Origin of the sequence: Pseudomonas sp. FP603 (assembly GCF_030687415.1) — a bacterium.
In the GTDB taxonomy this organism is placed as follows: domain Bacteria; phylum Pseudomonadota; class Gammaproteobacteria; order Pseudomonadales; family Pseudomonadaceae; genus Aquipseudomonas; species Aquipseudomonas wuhanensis.
Map to the genome: position 1 here is coordinate 6,131,642 of NZ_CP117431.1, position 18,645 is coordinate 6,150,286.

The following is an 18,645-nucleotide window of genomic DNA, read 5'->3' on the forward strand; positions in this document are numbered from 1 at the left end:
GGCGTGGACGCCTTGAACATTCCGTTAGGTCGCTAACTATTAAAAAATCAGGCCAATTTGACGCTATAACCTTCTTCGCTGATCGCAGCGATCACCTGATCGGCCGTCAGCGCGCTTTCAACGCCGACTTCTTTTGCCGCCAGATCAATGCGCACGCTGGCCGCGGGATCCTTGGCTTGCAGCGCCTGAGTGATGGCCTTGACGCAATGACCGCAGGACATGCCTTCAACGTTGAACACTTGCATGGGACGTCTCCTTAATGGGGCCCTTTAATGAGGGTTGGTGGCAGTCTCGAGCTTGCCACCATGGCAAGGTCAAGTTCTCAAGCAAGCTGCCGGGCTGGCAATCGGCGCCGCGCTCGGCCAAGCTGCGTCCATCTATGACTCGACATCAGGAGATTCAGCCATGCGCTGGTCAGCTCTCAGCCTGTTTGGCTTACTCAGCCTCTTTGCCGCGACACCTTCGGTTCAAGCCGCCGGGGAGGACTACGGCGTGCTGATCATTTCCCGCGAGCGCCTGGAAGTGTCGACTTCCTGCGAGATCGGTGTGTACATCCAGGATCAGCTATCGGCGCGACTGTTCCAGGAACAGAGCACCTCATTCAACCTGCCGCCAGGCAATGTGTCCCTGCGCCTCAAACTGCTGCCGGGCCAGGCCCCGGGTTGCAACCCGGGCATGCTCGCACCGGGTTCGCAGAACATCACGCTCAAGGCCGGGGATGTGTTGAAGTTCCGGATTGCGATGACGCAGGAAGGGATGTACCTCAAGCCTGCGGCTCTCGGGTATTGATCACCCCCTCGCTCCTACGAAGTGCAGAGTCGCGAGACGATTTGCAGAGTGGCGCTTGACCTTGCCAGCATGGCAAGGTTGATCCTGTAGGCAATTTCTACAGGGAGCGTGACCGATGTCCGAATCCACCACTTTCGATCTACCGATTGCCGGCATGACCTGCGCCAGTTGCGCCGGGCGTGTCGAGCGTGCCTTGAGCAAAGTTCTCGGCGCCACGGCCGTCAGCGTCAACCTGGCCACCGAACAGGCCCGGGTTCAAGCGCCCAGTGACAGCCTGCCGGCCTTGATGGAGGCCGTACAGCAGGCCGGTTACAGCGTGCCACAGCAGAGCCTGGAATTGACCATCGACGGCATGACCTGCGCGTCCTGCGTCGGCCGCGTCGAACGGGCACTGGCCAAGGTGCCGGGGGTGAAGAGTGTCAGCGTCAACCTGGCCAACGAGCGTGCACACCTCGAATTGCTCGGCCAGGTCGACCCGCAAACTTTGCTCGATGCCGTGACCAAGGCTGGTTACTCCGCCAGCGTCTGGGAAGTTGAACACCCGCAAACCGACGATCAACAACAACGCCTGCACCGCGAACGCTGGGCCTTGCTGGCGGCCATCGCCCTCGCCTTGCCGCTGGTGTTGCCGATGGTGCTGCAACCTTTCGGCGTGCACTGGATGCTCCCTGCGTGGGTACAGTTCGCGCTGGCGACGCCGGTGCAGTTCATCTTCGGCGCGCGCTTCTATGTCGCTGCGTGGAAAGCCGTGCGCGCCGGCGCCGGCAACATGGATTTGCTGGTAGCCCTGGGCACCAGTGCCGGCTACGGCTTGAGCGTTTACGAGTGGGCCACCGCCGCCGGCCGTCTGCCGCACCTGTATTTCGAAGCCTCGGCGGTGGTGATCGCTCTGGTGCTGCTGGGCAAATACCTGGAAAGCCGCGCCAAGCGCCAGACTACCAGCGCCATCCGCGCCCTTGAAGCCCTGCGTCCGGAGCGAGCCATTCAGGTGATCGACGGCCGCGAACAGGAGGTTGCGATCAGCGCTTTGCGCCTCAACGATCTGGTCATGGTCAAACCCGGCGAACGTTTCCCGGTGGATGGCGAAGTGGTGGAAGGCCAAAGCCATGCCGATGAAGCACTGATCAGCGGCGAGAGCCTGCCGGTACCGAAACAACCAGGCGACAAGGTCACCGGCGGCGCCATCAATGGCGAAGGTCGGTTGCTGGTTCGGACCTTGGCGCTTGGCGCGGAAACCGTGCTGGCGCGGATCATCCGCCTGGTCGAAGACGCGCAGGCGGCGAAAGCGCCGATCCAGAAACTGGTGGATAAAGTCAGCCAGGTGTTCGTACCCGTGGTGCTGCTGATCGCGCTGGCGACCTTGATCGGTTGGTGGTTGTACGGCGCACCGCTGGAAACCGCGCTGATCAACGCCGTCGCAGTGTTGGTGATCGCCTGCCCTTGTGCGCTCGGGCTGGCCACGCCGACGGCAATCATGGCCGGCACCGGTGTGGCGGCGCGCTACGGGATTCTGATCAAGGACGCCGAAGCCCTGGAGCGCGCTCATGAAGTCAGCGCCGTGGTGTTCGACAAGACCGGCACACTGACTTCGGGTGCGCCGCGCATCGCGCATTTGAGTGCCATCGAAGGTGACGAAGCCGCCTTGCTGCAAATGGCCGGCGCCCTGCAACGCGGCAGTGAACACCCGCTGGCCAAGGCTGTGCTGGATGCCTGCGCCGAGCGCGGCTTCACCGTGGCGAATGTCAGCGACAGTCAATCACTGACCGGGCGCGGCATTGCCGGCAGTCTCGACGGTCGACGGTTGGCCTTGGGCAATCGGCGCCTGCTGGAAGAAAGTGGCCTGAGTGCCGGACCACTGACCGATTCCGCCACCGCTTGGGAAACCGAGGGCCGGACCCTGTCCTGGCTGATCGAACAAAGCCCTGAACCGCGAGTGCTCGGCCTGTTCGCCTTCGGTGACACGCTCAAACCCGGCGCCTTGCAAGCAGTGCAACAGCTGAGCGCACGGAACATCAGCAGCCATCTGCTGACCGGCGATAACCGCGGCAGCGCCAAAGTGGTCGCCGAGGCGCTGGGCATCAGTGATGTCCACGCCGAAGTATTGCCGGCGGACAAAGCCGCCACCGTCGCCGCGCTGAAAAAAACCGGCGTGGTGGCGATGGTCGGCGATGGCATCAACGACGCGCCGGCCCTCGCCGCGGCAGACATCGGCATCGCCATGGGCGGCGGTACCGACGTCGCCATGCACGCGGCCGGGATCACCCTGATGCGCGGCGATCCACGGCTGGTGCCGGCGGCGCTGGAAATCAGCCGCAAGACCTACGCGAAGATTCGCCAAAACCTGTTCTGGGCCTTCGTCTATAACCTGATCGGCCTGCCACTGGCGGCGTTCGGCTTCCTCAACCCGGTGCTGGCCGGCGCGGCCATGGCGCTGTCGAGCGTCAGCGTGGTCAGCAATGCGCTACTGTTGAAAACCTGGAAACCCAAAGACCTGGAGGACAACCGATGAACATTGGCCAAGCGGCCCGCCAGAGCGGTCTGAGCGCGAAGATGATTCGTTACTACGAATCCATCGGCCTGCTCAAGGCGGCCCATCGCACCGACAGTGGCTATCGGGTTTACGGCGACGACGATCTGCATACCCTGGCGTTCATCAAGCGCTCTCGGGATCTGGGCTTTTCACTGGAAGAGGTCGGCAAACTGCTGACCCTCTGGCAGGATCGCCAGCGAGCCAGTGCCGACGTGAAGGCCCTGGCCCGTCAGCACATCGACGAGCTGAACCAGAAGATTCGCGAACTCGGGCAACTGCGCGACACCCTGCAAGACCTGGTAGAACATTGCCAGGGCGACCACCGCCCGGACTGCCCGATCCTCAAGGAGCTGGCGTCGGGGTGCTGCGCCGAACCCGCCCATTCCTGAGCGCCAACCCCTTCGCCACCAGCAACGTGGTGAGGGGAATGCCGTGGAACAACAGCACCACCGCGCCGGGCGTCCACCAGGAATAGAACGGCGCGGCGATCAACATGCCAATGCCGAACCCGGTCATTTGCAGCAGCGTCAGAAAGCTGAAAATCGGCAGGCGCAGGTTGTCCGGTTCACGTTGCAGACGTGACATCAGGCCGACTTCCGAGAACCCGTCGCCCAAGCCTGCGGGCAATGAAAACAGCAGCAAGCCATAAAGGGTTTGCTGTTGGAACATCAGGATGAAGCCACAGGACATCAACAGCACGCCGAAGAAAAATCGCCGTTCCAAGTGCGCGTTGTCCGCACCTTTCAGGCGACTGGCGATTCGCGCTCCAATGAATTTCCCGCTGGCCCAGACTGCCAGCATCAGGCCGAGCGTGGTGCTGGCCGACTCGGGTGTCAGCAGTTTTGAAATGATCGGGAAACCGACGTTGTGCGCGGCACTGCCCAGCGTATCGGCCATCGCGACGGCAAGCATCGCCGCCAGCACCGGCGCTGTGCGCAAGCCCTGACGCAGAGCCGGCCATTCGCCTTGTTGGTGAAGAGGTTCCTCACTGAGTGCCGGTCTGGAAAACCGCAGCGGCACTATCAGCAGCGCCGCCAGCAGGTAAGTGGCCACGTTCAGGGCAAACACCGTTTCAAAGCCAAACCCCGCTACCAATAACCCCGCCACCAGACTCCCGCCGACCATCGCCGCAGACGACGCCGAGGTAATCCAGGCGTTGGTCTTGAGCAGCTGCGCCTTATCGATCATGTGCGGTAATTGGCTGTTCAGGCCAATGGCGAACATCGAATTGCCGAACCCCAGCCCGAACGCGATCAGCGGTAACAGCAGCGTTTGTTGGGTGACCGGCAACACAAGCAGCAAGCCCAGCAAACCGGCGCGCAGCAGGTCGAAGGCAATCAGCGGCAGGCGCCCGGCCCAGCGGCGATAGAAACGGGTGCCGATCAGGCTGGCAAAGATGCCCCCGGCTACACGACTGGCGAGGAAGATGCCGACGCTCATGGCGCTGTTGCTGAGCAGGTAAACGTAGGTGGCCAGGGCAACCATGTTGAGGAAAGCGCCGAAATCCGAAATCAGCCGGGCGACGATGATCAGTTGGGCATTGCGGGTGGAGTTCACATTCAGTCCTTGAGTGTGGGGAATATCGCCGTTGTGGATTGTCTGGTCTGACGCCATCGCGGGCAAGCCACGCTCCCACAGGTCAGGTGTCGATCATAGAATCCGGGTGCAACACAAAACGTGTGGGAGCGGGCTTGCCCGCGATGCAGACGACGCGATCCGAAAAAAAACATCTACAAAAAACCCGGCCGAAGCCGGGTTTTGGGTCAATCGATCACTGCATCCACGGTGGCGGCGGCTCTTCGGCCTTGCTCGGTGGCGCATCGTCCGCAGCGCGGATCGCTTGCTTGCGCTCTTCATCGAGGCGGGCCGCCTCGATCTCGCGCATGATCCCGCCGACGTCCGCCAGCTCTTCCGGCTCGTCGAACTCGCCGGTCAACACACTGGCCGGGTGCAAAGTGCCGGCTTCATACAACGCCCACATTTCCTTGGCGTACTTGGTGCGTTTCAACTCCGGTGCAAAACGACCGAAGTAAGACGCCATGTTGCCCACGTCCCGCTCCAGCATGTTGAACGCGTGGTTGTTGCCCGCCGCATCCACCGCTTGCGGCAGGTCGATGATGACCGGGCCGGTCGGCGTCAGCAGTACGTTGAACTCGGACAGGTCACCGTGCACCAGACCGGTACACAGCATCAGCACGATCTGCGAAATCAGAAACGCGTGATATTCGCGCGCCTGATCCGGCTCCAGCACCACATCATTCAGACGCGGCGCGGCATCGCCGTACTCGTCGGCCACCAGCTCCATCAGCAGCACGCCTTCGAGGAAGTCGTACGGCTTGGGTACCCGCACACCGGCGCCGGCCAAGCGGAACAACGCCGCCACTTCGGCATTCTGCCAGGCATCCTCGGTTTCTTTCTTGCCGAACTTGGATCCCTTGGCCATCGCTCGAGCCTGCCGGCTGTTGCGCACCTTACGGCCTTCCTGATACTCGGCCGCCTGACGAAAACTGCGTTTATTCGCCTCCTTGTAGACCTTGGCACAACGCAGCTCGTTGCCGCAGCGCACCACATAAACAGCTGCTTCTTTACCACTCATGAGTGGGCGCAGCACCTCGTCGACCAGACCGTCCTCGATCAGGGGTTCAATGCGTTTTGGAGTCTTCATCAGCTTTTATTGTGGGTCCTTTATTACCAAACACGCGAAAGTCATTCGTTATACGGCAATCCTCTCATTCGCGGGAGGGGTTGCCGACCTATGAACATTGCGGATGCACACAATGTGCCGGATTAATCAGGCAAAACCCATCGACCGCTCAGGATCATAGCTGAGCCTGCACCACTTGTTGACGAAGGGATGCGAGGGTATTTGCGACAGAATCTGACACGTCGATCTACCCTTCGCCGGATTTCTCTCAACAGACCTCAATTTCCTCGCTCATCAGCCGAAGGCATTAGAGGGAACAGAAATTGTCCGACGATCGTAAACGTTTACAGCTGCCAATAATCCGCGAGTCATCTGCACTGCGTGGGCCTACAAGAAAAAACTGGAGCGCGGATGAACATCAAACAGAAGTTGACCTGGGCGTTTGCAATCATCGCCTGCTTGCCCGTGGTGCTGGTCGCCACCCTCGTGGTGCTGAACTTGCGCAGCGATGCCAAGGATAATTTTGTCGACGGCAGCGGCCGCGAGATTCGTCAGGTCAGCAATGCCATGCAGCTGTTCTTTGACGGCATCAGCCAGAACGTCGATTACCTGGCCACCCAACCGCTGATCAAGAACTCCGACGACAGCCTCAAAACCTACATGAGCGCCAACGCCGAGAGCATTCCCCAAGGCGAGTCGGACAAAAAAATCTTCGCCCTCCTCCAGGACCTGGGCAACAGCCACCCGGCCTATGCTTATGCCATCCTTGGCACCGCAGCGGGTGGTTACGTGTCCTGGCCGGACGATGCGAAGCTGAGCAATTACGACCCGCGCCAGCGCCCTTGGTATAAAGCCGCGCAGGCCAAACCCGGCAAGCCATTTCGCACCGAAGCCTATTACTGGGCTCAGGATGACGCGACTTACGTCAGCACCGTGCGCACCATCGATAACAAACTGGGCAGCAATGGCGGCGTGGTCAGCATCGACGTGACGCTCAAGCAACTCACCGAAATCGTCAAACAGATCAAACTCGGCGAAACCGGCTACCTGATGCTGGTGGAAAACACCGGCACAGTACTGGTCGATCCGAAGCAACCAGCACACAACTTCAAAGCCCTCAACAGTCTCGGCGACGGTTACGCGCAACTGGCCAAGGCCGGCAAAGGGCTGGTGGAAGTCGAGCTCAATGGCGAGCGCTACATGGCCAACGTCTGGCCGTCGGAACAACTGGGCTGGACCTTTATCGGCCTGATCAAGCAAACCGACGTGATGAGTTCGGCCACTCAACTGACCTGGCTGATCGCGATCATCGCGGCGGTACTGGCGGTGTTCTTTGCCATCGTCGGCGCCAGTTTCGCCAGCCTGATCGTGCGGCCGATCCGCAGCGTGGCCAGCGGTCTGGAAGGCATCGCCCAGGGCGAAGGCGACCTGACCAAGAACCTGCACATCCGTGGCAGCGACGAAACCGCGCAACTGGCCAACTGGTTCAACCAGTTTCTGGCGGCGATTCGCAACCTGATTCAAAGCATCGGCGGCGCGGCGACCAAGATCCTCGCCACCTCCCAGAGCTCGACCCAGGTGTCCAGCGACATGGCCGAAGCTGCCGGGCGTCAGCGTGAAGCGGTGGACATGGTGTCCACGGCGTTCCACGAAATGGTCGCCACCGCCAACGAAGTCGCGCGTTCCTGCAGCCAGGCCGCCGAGTCGGCGGACAGCGGCCAGCGCCAGGCGCGCGAAGGTCAGCAACAGATCGATGCCGCAGTGAGCAGTGTTGATCGCTTGAGCCAGGAAATCGAACAATCGGCGCAATCGATGCAACAGCTTGAGCGCGATAGCAACGACATTCAGTCGATCCTTGGGACCATTCGCTCGATCGCCGAACAAACCAACCTGCTGGCGCTGAACGCGGCCATCGAAGCGGCCCGGGCGGGTGAACAGGGTCGTGGTTTTGCGGTAGTGGCGGATGAAGTTCGCGCCCTGGCCAAACGGACTGCCGACTCCACGGCAGAAATCGACGGGCTGCTGGGCAACCTGGCCAAGCGCACCAGTCAAGTGACGCAGCAGATGCATGCGAGCCTGGAAGTGTCTCAGCAATCGGTGACCCGTATCGGCGAAGCGCGCAGCAGCTTCGGGCAGATTCGTGAATCGGTGGATGTGATTCGCGACATGAACACTCAGATCGCTACGGCGGCTGAGGAACAGCATCAAGTGGCCGAAGACATCAATCGCCACATCAGCCAGATTCATGGCGACGCGCAGTTGGTGGCGGAACTGGCAAACTCGGCGCGCCTGGATTCTCAGAGCCTGGCGGGGTTGTCGAATGAGCTGGATGGGTTGGTTCGGCGGTTCAGAACCTGACCGGATACGGGTGGCCGCTACGCGGCCAATCGCGGGCAAGCCCGCTCCCACAGGGTTTGTGTTGTCCTTGTGGGAGCGGGCTTGCCCGCGAAGGCGTCATTACTGCCTAAACAATTCCCCCGGGGTAAACCCGAACAATCCCTTGAACGCCACAATAAACGCCGACGTCGAGTCATACCCGCAAGACAGCGCGGCATGGGTCACGCTGTTCCCCTCCTCCAGCAAACTCAATGACGACAGCAGCCGCATGCGCTGCCGCCAGCTGCGGAAGCTCAAGCCGGTTTCACGCTGGAACAAGCGCATCAGGGTTTTCTGCGACGTGCCCAAACGCTCGGCCCATTCCTGCAAGGTCGCATTGCGCTCCGGGCTATCGATCAGCTCGTTGCACAAGCCCAACAAACGTTCATGCCGGGGCAACGGCAGGGAAAACCCCACCTCCGGCAGACTCGCCAATTGATCCAGCAACACGCCCACCAATCGCGCCTCCTGGCTGTCGCCCTGTGGATATTCCACGGGAAGCAGGCAAAAACGCTTGATCAGCTCCCGGGCCAATGGCGTGACTTCCAGAACCCGGCAACGCCCGTCCGCCCATTGGCAGTCCTCGCGGCGCACGTACAGGCTGCGCATCTCGGCACGCATTGAGGTCACGACCTGATGCTCGAGATCCGCCGGAATCCAGATGCCCCACTGCGGCGGCGCAAAGAAACTGCCCTCGGCGGTATGCACACCGAGAACGCCGCTAATGGCGTAGGAAAACTGCACCCAATCGTGACGATGCGGCGGCGTCCACGAACCGGCATTCAGACTTTCCGCGCGCGCATACAACGGTCGCGGCAACACCGTGAGCGTAGGAATGATTCGTTCGAGGGAAAGTTGTCCGTTAGTCGGCATTGATTGGCCTTATGTCGCAAGACGGCTGGTAGAGCCGACGTTAGGCTAAGTCATCAATTCTTACAAACGTATTCGGTGCCGGTCATGCATGCCTTCAAACACCTCAAACGCGTGGTCACCGACTGGTTTTTGTGCGGCATGCTGCTCGCCACGCTGCTGGCGTATTTTTTCCCGACCTTCGGCGCCACCGGCGGCGGGATGCACGCGGAGTACGTGATCAACATCGGCGTGTTTCTGGTGTTCTTCCTCCATGGGGTCAACCTCTCCAGCGAGCAGATCCGCCATGGGCTGAAAAACTGGAAGCTGCATGTGATGGTTCAAACTTTCACCTTTGCGGTGTTTCCGCTGATCTGGCTGCTGAGCGACAAGCTGCTGGGTTCGCACATCCCCTCACTGCTGATGCTCGGTTTCCTCTACCTCTGCGCCCTGCCCTCGACCATTTCCTCGTCCGTGGCCCTGACCGGCAGCGCGGGCGGCAACGTACCGGCAGCGATTCTCAACGCGAGCCTGTCCAGCGTGCTGGGGATTTTTCTGACACCGTTGCTGGTGAGTTTCGTGGTCGGTAGCGGCGCGGGGGGGATCGATCTGGGCTCAACCTTGCTCGACTTGTGCGCCATGCTGCTGTTGCCGCTGGTGCTTGGGCAATTGCTGCGGCCGTTCCTGGGCAAGTTTTTCGCTCGGCACAAGCGCTACACCAACATCGCCGACAAACTGGTGATTCTGCTGCTGGTGTACTCGGCGTTCTGCAACTCGATGGTGTCGGGGATGTGGCAGCAACAGGGCAACGGCGTGATTCTGACTGCGCTGATGGGCAGTACGATTTTGCTGGCAATCATCCTGTGGATGACCACCCGCACCGCTCGCGCGCTGAAGTTCAGCCCTGCCGATGAGATTGCCGCGGTGTTCTGCGCCAGCAAAAAATCCCTGGCGGCCGGCGCACCGATGGCGGCGCTGATCTTCGGTGCCAACCCCGGCCTTGGCCTGATTCTGCTGCCGATCATGATCTATCACCCGTTGCAGTTGATCGTCTGCTCGGTGATGGCCGAGGGTTACGCCAACCGCAACCGGGAACTGGCCGCGCAGCAACGCGCGACGCAGTGCTCAACCCTCAATAATCAGGGCATCAATAATCAGGCCCTCAGTAATCAGCGCTCGATAATCGCCGTCACGCCCTGACCGCCAGCGGCGCAGATCGAGATCAACCCTCGGCCCTTGCCCGCCGCGTCCAGCAGTTTCGCCAGGTTGGCGACGATGCGCGCACCGGTGGCGGCAAACGGATGCCCGGCGGCCAGTGAGCTGCCTTTGACATTGAGCCGGCTGCGGTCGATGGAGCCCAGCGGCGCCTCGAGACCGAGACGGGTTTTGCAGAACTCCGGATCTTCCCAGGCCTTGAGTGTGCAGAGCACCTGAGCGGCGAATGCTTCGTGGATTTCGTAGTAATCGAAATCCTGCAAGGTCAGGCCGTTACGCGCCAGCAAACGCGGCACGGCATAAGCCGGCGCCATGAGCAGCCCTTCTGCGCCGTTGACGAAATCCACCGCCGCCGCTTCGCCGTCACGCCAATAGGCGAGGATCGGCAAGCCGCGCTCTCTCGCCCATTCCTCACTGCCCAGCAGCACCACCGACGCCCCATCGGTGAGTGGCGTGGAGTTGCCCGCGGTCAGGGTGCCCTTGGCGCTTTTCTCGAAGGCCGGTTTCAGTGAGGCGAGTTTTTCCAGGGTCAGATCCGGGCGCAGGTTGTTGTCCCGGGTGAGGCCGAGGAACGGCGTCATCAAGTCGTTGTGCCAACCTTCGGCGTAGGACGCGGCCAGTTTCTGATGGCTTTCCTGGGTCAGCTGATCCTGCTCATCGCGCGGGATGCTCCAGGTCTGAGCCATCATTTCACAGTGTTGGCCCATCGACAGGCCGGTACGCGGCTCGCCGATGCTTGGGAAGTCGGGCATCAAGTGGCGGGGACGCAGTTGCAGGAAGGTTTTCAGTTTGTCGGCGGTGCTTCGGGCGCGGTTGGCTTGCAAGAGGATCTTGCGCAGGCTTTCGTTGACACCGATCGGCACGTCCGAGGCTGTGTCGACACCGCCGGCAATGCCACATTCGATCTGACCCAGGGCAATTTTGTTCGCCACCAACAACGTCGCCTCCAGCCCCGTGCCGCAGGCTTGCTGGACGTCATAGGCCGGCGTCGTCGGCGACAACCGCGAGCCCAGCACGCATTCGCGGGTCAGGCCGTAATCGCGCAAATACTTGAGCAGCGCACCCGCCGCCACTTCACCCATGCGCACACCATGCAGGTTATAGCGCTCGATCAGGCCTTCCAGTGCTGCGGTGAACATCGCCTGGTTACTGGCAGTGGCGTACGGCCCGTTGGACCGGGCAAAGGGAATACGGTTACCACCGATAATCGCGACGCGGCGCAGCTGAGTCATGAAAAAGCTCCTTTTAATCAACTATGAACACCAAACCCACAGGGGGGCTGCATTTCCTGAAAGTCCTGCTAAACCCAATCTCAAACTAACCTGCAATGATCAAGCGTAGGCCGTATCTCGTGGGTCGAACGACTAATTGCCGTTCATGGTCCACACTTTTAATCCCAGTTGCTGGAGCATGATCCATGTCTGACCGCTATATCGACTTCGCCAATTCGTCCATCGGCCATCGTGTGGTCGGTGCCCTGGGTCTGCCGTCGCCGGTACGACTGGAACGCTGGCAAGCAGGCCGGCTGCGGCCAATCGAGGGGGCGTTGTTGATTGGCGGCGGCCCGCTGACAGAAAAAGTGGGCAGCCTCGCCAACCGCCTGACCGACACGATTTACAGCTACGGCACCGATCCGACCCTGGCCACCGCGTGGATTCCCGGCCACGGTCAGAAACTCAAAGCCGTGGTGTACGACGCCAGTGACCTGGTGCAGGTCGATCAGCTGAAACAGCTGCGCGAGTTCTTCCAGCCGCTGATGAAAAACCTCGATCACCATGCACATCTGGTGATTCTTGGCCGAGCGCCAGAGACCTTGAGCGATCCCTTCGCCGCCAGCGCCCAACGCGCCCTTGAAGGGTTCAGCCGTTCGTTGGCCAAGGAACTGCGCAGCGGCGGTACTTTGCAGCTGATCTATGTCGGCGAAGGTGCCGAAGATCAACTGGAAGGCCCATTGCGGTTTTTCCTCTCGCCCAAAAGCGCGTTCATTTCCGGGCAAGTCATTCGCTTGAAGGCGTGTGAGGCGCAGGTGATGGACTGGAGTCGTCCCTTGTCGGGACGCAAGGCACTTGTGACGGGCGCGGCTCGCGGCATCGGCGCTTCGATCGCTGAAACCCTGGCCCGCGACGGCGCCGAGGTGATTTTGCTCGACGTGCCACCGGCCAAGAGCGATCTAGAAGCCTTGGCCGCACGCCTCGGCGGGCGCGGCATCACCCTGGATATCTGCGCCGAAGACGCCGCCGCACAATTGATCGAGCACTTGCCCGATGGCATCGACATCGTGGTCCACAACGCGGGCATCACCCGCGACAAAACCCTGGCCAACATGACCCCGGAATTCTGGGACGCGGTGTTGGCGGTCAACCTCAACGCGCCGCAAGTGCTCACCAAGGCTTTGCTCGACAGCGGCACCTTGCGCGACAACGGCCGAGTGATTCTGCTGGCGTCCATCAGCGGCATCGCCGGCAATCGCGGGCAAACCAACTACGCGGCGAGCAAGGCCGGGTTGATCGGCCTGGCCCAAGCCTGGGCGCCGCTGCTGAGTGAGCGCGGCATCAGCATCAACGCCGTAGCGCCAGGGTTCATCGAAACCCAAATGACCGCGCACCTGCCCTTCGGCGTGCGCGAAGCTGGGCGACGCTTGAGTTCGTTGGGCCAGGGCGGCCTGCCACAAGACGTCGCCGAAGCCGTGGCCTGGCTGGCACAACCGGGCACTGGAGCATTTACCGGGCAAGCATTGCGCATTTGTGGGCAAAGCGTTTTGGGAGCCTGACCATGACCACCAACTGGCAAACACTCCATAGCGAACCGGGCCTGCAAACGCTGTATGTGAAGGCGGCAATGCGACGAAAAATCACCGGCACCACCCTGCCTGACCTGGGTTATCACTGCTGGGTCAATGTCGATCCGAAACGCCTGGAAGCTTATCGCAAGGTGTGTGGCTTCGCCGACAACGGGCTGCTACCACCGACGTATCCACACATCCTGGCGTTTGCCTTGCAGATGCAATTGCTCACGGCCAAAGCGTTTCCATTCCCGCTGCTGGGGCTGATTCACTTGAGCAATCGCATCCGCATCTTGCGCCCCATGGGCGGCGTGCACCGGGTGCGGGTCAGCGTGAAAGTGCAGAACCTGCAACCCCATGCCAAGGGTGCGACGTTCAATTTGGTGACGACGCTCGATGATCAGTTGGGGCCGCTGTGGGAGGCTGAAAGCCAGATGCTCTGTCGCGGCGTCAAACTGGAAGGCGAGCCTGTCGAGGAAGCGTTTGCATCAACGCTGTCACTGACCGAAGTGGCCCACTGGAAAGCGCCAGCGGACATTGGCCGCCGATACGCCAAGGTGTCCGGGGATTACAACCCGATCCACCTGAGTGCGATCAGCGCGAAGCTCTTTGGCTTTCCCAGCGCCATCGCCCATGGTCTATGGAACAAGGCCCGTACGCTGGCAGCCCTGACCGATCATTTACCAACGGCCAACGTCGAGATGGCGGTGCAGTTCAGAAAACCGGTGCGCCTTCCCAGTGAAGTGACGCTGATGTCCAGCGCGGCGGGGTCCAGCGGGGATTTTCAGTTGATGGGCGCGGGGGATCTGGAACACATGGTGGGGCAGTGGCGGCCGGTTGCCTGATGGTTCGGTCTGATCGTTCCCACGCTCTGCGTGGGAACGATCAGACCGTGGGGCGATGCCCCAGATGGAATACCTACACCGCAGATCAGGAACCGACCAAACCCCGAGGCTGCGGAAACAAATTATTCAACGTCTCCAACAACCGCACGTGATAAATCGGCTTGCGAAACAAGTCCAGCACCTGCAACCGCAACATATCACTCACATCCTCCATATCCGCATGCCCCGACGTCACAATCACCGGCAAATGCTGACGGGCCGTATGCTCACGCAACCGCTTGATCAACGACATGCCACTCTCCTCCGGCATCCGCAAATCAGTAATCACCAGCGCAATATCAGGATGACAAGTCAAATGATGAAGAGCGAGTTTGACCGACGTTGCGGTAAAACAAGTAAAGCCCTCGCCCTCCAGCAACTCGGCCAATTCCAGCAACGCATCCTCCTCATCATCGACCAGAAGAAGCTGTTGGCGAGGAATCGCTGGAGCGTTCATGGGTAACACCTGCAATGGACTAAGCCTTGACGTTAGAAGCCCTTTGCGGGATTGGCAAATGACTGCCTGTTGCCAGCCTTAAAATCAAAGCGCGGCGGAAATTGTGGTGAACATGTCGGTGACACTCGTGGCGATGGGTGTCGCAAATGCTGCCAGCGCAACGGCCACCATACCCGCAATAATCGCGTACTCGATACCCGAAGCACCTTCAGTCTCTTTGGCCAGACCTTTGTAAGAAACGATTTCGGATTTGATCTTCTGAACAACTTTAGTAAAGGACATGAGATGCCTCCTATGACAGCGGATGTTGCACAGCTGCAACATGATTCCCCTATGCCAGCATCAGCATTGTCGGCAAACCCCGCACCAACAACTGTAAGAACCTATTAATACTTAAGCAGTACCAAGTTCATTGACGTCACAAAACAGCGCTTTTGGCTTCAAGCCGTTACTTTTGTCAGATATTTCCCGCCCTGTAATGGCGTTTTGCTCTACCTGCGCTACGGTCAAATAGCGAAATAGTTCCATGTTCATCGCTGCCTGATTGCGAAGTCATCTCGTTAGCACTCTTGGGGGGCGTTACGCAGCAGGAAAGGGAGAGCCGTCATGAACAGTCGCGTCACCATGGGCCTGGCCGGGCTTTTTCTGGTAGGCGCCATCATTGCCGGTTACTGGGGGCTGGCGCTGAGTCGCCAACCGGTACCCGAATCCGTCGCGCAACCCGGCACATCATCGACCCCACTACTGGCGCCGGCGGACGACCCGACCCGCCAACCGGTGGTTGTGCTGCTGCGTGACATAGCACCGTTCGAACAAATCACCGCAGCCGATGTGACCGTGGAGAAACTCCGTACCGCTCCGGCCGGCAGCCTGTCCCGTCTTGATCAAGCCATTGGCCGAATGCCTTGGCGCACGCTGACTGCCGGCAGTTGGCTCAATGATGAAAGTTTCGAAACCGGCGGGGCGCTGGCACGAATGATCCGCCCCGATGAGCGCGCCCTCGCCGTGGCGGCGGATGATGTGATCAATGTCGGCGGTCAACTGAGCCCCGGCGACTATGTCGACGTCCTGCTGTTTCTGCGCATGGACACCAACAACCTCCAGCAATCGGCCCAGGTCGTGGTCCCGGCATTGCGGGTGCTGGGTGTCGGCGACCAGTTGGGGCTGATGAACGATGGCCAGCCTGCCAACCCGGCGCGCAGCAACGAAGAAAGACTCAAGCAGGAACAGCAGCGCGCCAGCGCCCGCACCGTTTTGCTCGCCGTCCCCGAACCTCTCTTGAGTCGCCTGATGCTCGCGGCGCAGGTCGGTGTTTTGCGCCTGGCCGTGCGCAGCGCCGAGGAAAAACGCCTGAACCAATACTGGGCCGGCAACCGTGATTCAAAGGCGAGCCTGGCCAGTGCCAATCGCGAACTGGTGCAGTTCAGTCAACTGGCCCTGGCCGGCACCCCCAAACCCGTAAGCGGCGGCGCGGCACCGCGCAAGACGGGCGTGGAAGTCATCCGCGGCAATGAAGTCACCCAACAAACGCCCTGAATCGAGCGAGGACGCTTCTCCATGCGCAGACGTTTCACGCAGTACTTGCTCGACAACGGCTGCTTCGATAAATGCAGCGGGTTATCGCAATGAGCCAGCCCCAGAACCTGAGTCAGACGTTCCTCGCGATCACGCGTAACAGCACCGACTTCGAGTGGCTGCAAGGTGCGCTTGCCCCTTTGGGCCGAGTGATCAGCGCCGGTGGCGGCAACCTCGATGAGCTCTTGACGCTGGTGGACGTGACCTTCGCCAGCCTGGTGTTCGTGGGCCTGGACCGTGAACATGTGGTGGCCCAGAGCGCGTTGATCGAGGGTGCCCTGGAGGCCAAACCGATGCTCGCGATCGTCGCTTTGGGCGATGGCATGGACAACCAACTCGTGCTCAATGCCATGCGTGCCGGCGCGCGGGATTTCGTCTCTTATGGCTCACGCTCCAGTGAAGTTGCCGGCCTGGTGCGCCGCCTGAGTAAACGCCTGCCGACCGTGGCGCCGAACCTGCAACAGAGTCAACAGGGAGGCCTGACCGTGCTTTACGGCGCGCAGAGCAATGCCGACGGCGCGTTGCTCGCCAACCACCTGGCGCACGTGGTGCAAAAGAGCGGCCAGCAGACACTGTTGCTGGATCTGGGCCTGCCGCGTGGCGACAGCCTTGCGTTGCTGGGGCTGGAGAGCTCGTTTCATTTCGGCGATGCGTTGCGCCATCTGAGGCGCCTCGACGCGACGCTGATCGACAGCGCCTTCACCACCTGTGACGCCGGGCTGCGAATCCTCGCCTACGCCAGCAACGACGAACCGCTGGAACAGACCAGTGCCGCCGAGCTGTACATGTTGCTCAGCGCCTTGCGTCAACATTTCCAGCACATCGTGGTGAACCTCACCGGCCAGTCGGACAGCGAAGCGTTGCGCACCTTCGTCAGCCATTGCGACAAGTTGCTGTGGTACACCGATCAGAATGTGCTCGACTGCCGACGCAACCTTGAGGTGCTCGGCCGCTGGCGCGAAAAAGGCCTCAAGCTCGATCACGCCAGGTTGCTGGTGGACCGCTATCTGCGCAACGTCGCGCCAGACTCCGACACGTTGAGTAAAAGCTTCGGCATGGAGGTTATGGCGGTCCTTGCCTACAGCCCGGAAGTACGGCTCAACGCCAAGAATCAGGGGGTGAGCCTGTTCGAATTGGCCCCGCGCGAAAACCTGACCCAAAGCCTGCGCGCCCTCGGCGAACGACTGGCCAAACGCTCCGAAGACCTGGACAAACCCAAGGCCGGCTGGTTTGACCGATTGAGGGGCGCGCAATGAGCGGGGAAAGACTCTTCGGCGCGCCCTCCCACGGGTCGACCGGCAATACCGACCACGAGGGCCTGAAACTGGTGCTGCACCGCTACATCATCGACGCCATCGAAGAGTCCGGAAAAAACCTGCTGGAAGGTTCGCGGCCAATGCTGTCGCAGTTCGTCATCGACAAAGTCGCCGAGTACATCGCCCGTCTGCACCTGGCGATCTCCCGTTATGAGATGGAGCGGCTGGCTGAGGAAATCGTCGACGAGCTCACCGGTTTCGGCCCACTGGAGGTGTTGCTGCGTGACTCGACGGTGACCGAAATTCTGGTCAACGGCCCGCACCGGGTGTTCGTCGAGCGCGAGGGTGTGTTGCACCTGAGTGACCTGCGATTCATCGACGACCACCACGTCGAGCGGGTGATGCAACGAATTATCGCCCCCTTGGGCCGACGGCTCGACGAGTCTTCGCCGATGGTCGATGCGCGCCTGCCCGATGGCAGCCGGGTCAACGCGATCATCCCGCCCATTGCTCTCGATGGCCCGTGCCTGTCGATTCGAAAATTCCGCAAGGACATGCTCAAAAGCTCCGACCTGATGGCCATGCAAACCATCGATCAGGCGATCTTTGAATTTATTCAAGAGGCCGTGGGCAAGCGCTGCAACATCCTTGTCAGCGGCGGTACCGGCACCGGCAAGACCACGCTGCTGAACATTCTCAGCCAGTTGATCGCCCCTCACGAACGGCTGGTCACCATCGAAGACGTCGCCGAATTGCAACTCGGCCATCCTCACGTGGTGCGCCTGGAAACCCGACCACCGAATGCCGAAGGCCATGGCGAAGTGAAGGCCAGCGATCTGATTCGCAATGCGCTGCGGATGCGCCCGGACCGAATCATCCTCGGCGAAATTCGCGGCGTCGAAGTGGTCGACGTGCTCACCGCGATGAACACCGGGCACGACGGTTCCATGAGCACCGTACACGCCAACAATGCCCAGGATGCGCTGTTGCGCCTGGAGACTTTGGTGGGCCTGACCGGACGCGCCATCGCTGAACGGACCCTGCGGCAAATGATCTGCGCGGCGCTGGACGTAGTGATCCAACTGACGCGCCTGCCCGATGGCCGCCGCTGCGTCAGCGAAGTGGTGGAGGTCGTCGGTATTCGTGATGACATCTATGTGACCAATACGCTGTTCCGCTTCGACCGACGCACCGGTTTCGGTTTTCTGCGCGAGGCGGTCAACCCCGCCGGCGATAAACTGCGTCGTGAGTCGGCGCTCTCTCCCTTATCGCCCTGAAGGGTCACGGC

The 18,645-nt window shown here is 60.9% G+C and carries 17 protein-coding genes and 1 pseudogene; 11 read left to right on the forward strand and 7 right to left on the reverse strand.

The window, feature by feature from the left end:
* Window positions 1-47: 47 nt before the first annotated feature.
* A complete protein-coding gene (locus tag PSH65_RS28365; protein ID WP_305423739.1) occupies window positions 48-245 on the reverse strand; it encodes a heavy-metal-associated domain-containing protein in 198 nt (65 codons plus the stop codon).
* A gap of 160 nt (window positions 246-405) precedes the next feature.
* On the opposite strand from PSH65_RS28365, the gene PSH65_RS28370 reads away from it, so the two are divergent.
* The 3 genes from PSH65_RS28370 to cueR all read left to right on the forward strand — a co-directional run bounded on the left by PSH65_RS28370 (window position 406) and on the right by cueR (window position 3,708).
* Window positions 406-789: a hypothetical protein gene (locus tag PSH65_RS28370; RefSeq protein WP_305423741.1), complete on the forward strand. Its 384-nt coding sequence runs from the start codon at window positions 406-408 to the stop codon at window positions 787-789.
* A gap of 115 nt (window positions 790-904) precedes the next feature.
* Complete coding sequence (locus tag PSH65_RS28375) at window positions 905-3,298, forward strand: heavy metal translocating P-type ATPase (RefSeq protein WP_305423742.1); 2,394 nt, start codon at window positions 905-907, stop codon at window positions 3,296-3,298.
* Complete coding sequence (gene cueR / locus PSH65_RS28380) at window positions 3,295-3,708, forward strand: Cu(I)-responsive transcriptional regulator (protein ID WP_205887668.1); 414 nt, start codon at window positions 3,295-3,297, stop codon at window positions 3,706-3,708. Before PSH65_RS28375 ends, cueR begins: the two co-directional genes overlap by 4 nt.
* On the opposite strand, the gene PSH65_RS28385 is transcribed toward cueR, so the two are convergent.
* Window positions 3,662-4,876 carry an MFS transporter gene (locus PSH65_RS28385; protein ID WP_305423744.1) on the reverse strand — a complete coding sequence of 405 codons (1,215 nt, stop codon included), beginning with the start codon at window positions 4,874-4,876 and terminating at the stop codon, window positions 3,662-3,664. The two genes, cueR and PSH65_RS28385, sit on opposite strands and share 47 nt — an antisense overlap.
* A gap of 214 nt (window positions 4,877-5,090) precedes the next feature.
* The gene (locus tag PSH65_RS28390) at window positions 5,091-5,984 is read right to left on the reverse strand and encodes a PA4780 family RIO1-like protein kinase (protein ID WP_007907116.1); all 894 of its coding nucleotides are present in this window, start codon (window positions 5,982-5,984) and stop codon (window positions 5,091-5,093) included.
* Window positions 5,985-6,374: 390 nt separating this feature from the next.
* Between PSH65_RS28390 and PSH65_RS31970 the strand changes: the two are divergent.
* Window positions 6,375-7,463, forward strand: a pseudogene (locus tag PSH65_RS31970) (cache domain-containing protein); the annotation flags it as partial.
* A gap of 129 nt (window positions 7,464-7,592) precedes the next feature.
* Entirely contained in the window at window positions 7,593-8,321 is a 729-nt protein-coding gene (locus tag PSH65_RS31975) for a methyl-accepting chemotaxis protein (protein WP_370694720.1), read from the forward strand.
* A gap of 99 nt (window positions 8,322-8,420) precedes the next feature.
* On the opposite strand, the gene PSH65_RS28400 is transcribed toward PSH65_RS31975, so the two are convergent.
* Window positions 8,421-9,212, reverse strand: coding sequence for a helix-turn-helix transcriptional regulator (locus PSH65_RS28400; RefSeq protein ID WP_305423747.1), 792 nt, complete (start codon window positions 9,210-9,212; stop codon window positions 8,421-8,423).
* A gap of 84 nt (window positions 9,213-9,296) precedes the next feature.
* Here PSH65_RS28400 and PSH65_RS28405 point away from each other — a divergent pair, with 84 nt between their 5' ends.
* The gene (locus PSH65_RS28405; protein WP_305423748.1) at window positions 9,297-10,388 is read left to right on the forward strand and encodes a bile acid:sodium symporter family protein; all 1,092 of its coding nucleotides are present in this window, start codon (window positions 9,297-9,299) and stop codon (window positions 10,386-10,388) included.
* On the opposite strand, the gene PSH65_RS28410 is transcribed toward PSH65_RS28405, so the two are convergent.
* Window positions 10,358-11,635, reverse strand: coding sequence for an acetyl-CoA C-acetyltransferase (locus PSH65_RS28410; protein WP_305423749.1), 1,278 nt, complete (start codon window positions 11,633-11,635; stop codon window positions 10,358-10,360). The two genes, PSH65_RS28405 and PSH65_RS28410, sit on opposite strands and share 31 nt — an antisense overlap.
* Before the next feature lie 185 nt (window positions 11,636-11,820).
* Here PSH65_RS28410 and PSH65_RS28415 point away from each other — a divergent pair, with 185 nt between their 5' ends.
* A complete protein-coding gene (locus tag PSH65_RS28415; protein WP_305423751.1) occupies window positions 11,821-13,173 on the forward strand; it encodes a 3-oxoacyl-ACP reductase in 1,353 nt (450 codons plus the stop codon).
* 2 nt (window positions 13,174-13,175) lie between these two features.
* Window positions 13,176-14,030 (forward strand): MaoC/PaaZ C-terminal domain-containing protein, encoded by an 855-nt coding sequence (locus tag PSH65_RS28420; protein WP_305423753.1) that lies wholly within the window; start codon window positions 13,176-13,178, stop codon window positions 14,028-14,030.
* An 85-nt stretch (window positions 14,031-14,115) separates the two neighbouring features.
* Here the strand turns inward: PSH65_RS28420 and PSH65_RS28425 are convergent, their stop codons facing one another.
* Together PSH65_RS28425 and PSH65_RS28430 are read right to left on the reverse strand one after the other, a co-directional pair.
* The gene (locus PSH65_RS28425; protein ID WP_305423754.1) at window positions 14,116-14,526 is read right to left on the reverse strand and encodes a response regulator; all 411 of its coding nucleotides are present in this window, start codon (window positions 14,524-14,526) and stop codon (window positions 14,116-14,118) included.
* Window positions 14,527-14,610: 84 nt separating this feature from the next.
* The gene (locus tag PSH65_RS28430; protein ID WP_305423755.1) at window positions 14,611-14,808 is read right to left on the reverse strand and encodes a Flp family type IVb pilin; all 198 of its coding nucleotides are present in this window, start codon (window positions 14,806-14,808) and stop codon (window positions 14,611-14,613) included.
* A 324-nt stretch (window positions 14,809-15,132) separates the two neighbouring features.
* Between PSH65_RS28430 and cpaB the strand changes: the two genes are divergently transcribed.
* The 3 genes from cpaB (at window position 15,133) to PSH65_RS28445 (ending at window position 18,634) form a co-directional block, all read left to right on the forward strand.
* Window positions 15,133-16,062: a Flp pilus assembly protein CpaB gene (gene cpaB / locus PSH65_RS28435; protein WP_305423756.1), complete on the forward strand. Its 930-nt coding sequence runs from the start codon at window positions 15,133-15,135 to the stop codon at window positions 16,060-16,062.
* An 89-nt stretch (window positions 16,063-16,151) separates the two neighbouring features.
* Window positions 16,152-17,357 (forward strand): pilus assembly protein, encoded by a 1,206-nt coding sequence (locus tag PSH65_RS28440; protein ID WP_305423757.1) that lies wholly within the window; start codon window positions 16,152-16,154, stop codon window positions 17,355-17,357.
* Window positions 17,354-18,634: a CpaF family protein gene (locus PSH65_RS28445; RefSeq protein ID WP_305423758.1), complete on the forward strand. Its 1,281-nt coding sequence runs from the start codon at window positions 17,354-17,356 to the stop codon at window positions 18,632-18,634. The genes PSH65_RS28440 and PSH65_RS28445 overlap by 4 nt, the downstream gene beginning before the upstream one ends.
* The last annotated feature ends 11 nt before the right edge of the window (window positions 18,635-18,645 follow it).

Excerpts from the sequence above, each read along its gene's own strand:
- cpaB (WP_305423756.1), top strand. The coding sequence starts at position 15,133 with ATGAACAGTCGCGTCACCATGGGCCTGGCCGGGCTTTTTCTGGTAGGC.
- PSH65_RS28365 (WP_305423739.1), bottom strand. The coding sequence starts at position 245 with ATGCAAGTGTTCAACGTTGAAGGCATGTCCTGCGGTCATTGCGTCAAG.
- PSH65_RS28415 (WP_305423751.1), top strand. The coding sequence starts at position 11,821 with ATGTCTGACCGCTATATCGACTTCGCCAATTCGTCCATCGGCCATCGT.
- PSH65_RS28410 (WP_305423749.1), bottom strand. The coding sequence starts at position 11,635 with ATGACTCAGCTGCGCCGCGTCGCGATTATCGGTGGTAACCGTATTCCC.
- cueR (WP_205887668.1), top strand. The coding sequence starts at position 3,295 with ATGAACATTGGCCAAGCGGCCCGCCAGAGCGGTCTGAGCGCGAAGATG.
- PSH65_RS28405 (WP_305423748.1), top strand. The coding sequence starts at position 9,297 with ATGCATGCCTTCAAACACCTCAAACGCGTGGTCACCGACTGGTTTTTG.
- PSH65_RS28420 (WP_305423753.1), top strand. The coding sequence starts at position 13,176 with ATGACCACCAACTGGCAAACACTCCATAGCGAACCGGGCCTGCAAACG.
- PSH65_RS28390 (WP_007907116.1), bottom strand. The coding sequence starts at position 5,984 with ATGAAGACTCCAAAACGCATTGAACCCCTGATCGAGGACGGTCTGGTC.
- PSH65_RS28370 (WP_305423741.1), top strand. The coding sequence starts at position 406 with ATGCGCTGGTCAGCTCTCAGCCTGTTTGGCTTACTCAGCCTCTTTGCC.
- PSH65_RS31975 (WP_370694720.1), top strand. The coding sequence starts at position 7,593 with ATGGTGTCCACGGCGTTCCACGAAATGGTCGCCACCGCCAACGAAGTC.
- PSH65_RS28445 (WP_305423758.1), top strand. The coding sequence starts at position 17,354 with ATGAGCGGGGAAAGACTCTTCGGCGCGCCCTCCCACGGGTCGACCGGC.
- PSH65_RS28440 (WP_305423757.1), top strand. The coding sequence starts at position 16,152 with ATGAGCCAGCCCCAGAACCTGAGTCAGACGTTCCTCGCGATCACGCGT.
- PSH65_RS28430 (WP_305423755.1), bottom strand. The coding sequence starts at position 14,808 with ATGTCCTTTACTAAAGTTGTTCAGAAGATCAAATCCGAAATCGTTTCT.
- PSH65_RS28425 (WP_305423754.1), bottom strand. The coding sequence starts at position 14,526 with ATGAACGCTCCAGCGATTCCTCGCCAACAGCTTCTTCTGGTCGATGAT.
- PSH65_RS28375 (WP_305423742.1), top strand. The coding sequence starts at position 905 with ATGTCCGAATCCACCACTTTCGATCTACCGATTGCCGGCATGACCTGC.
- PSH65_RS28400 (WP_305423747.1), bottom strand. The coding sequence starts at position 9,212 with ATGCCGACTAACGGACAACTTTCCCTCGAACGAATCATTCCTACGCTC.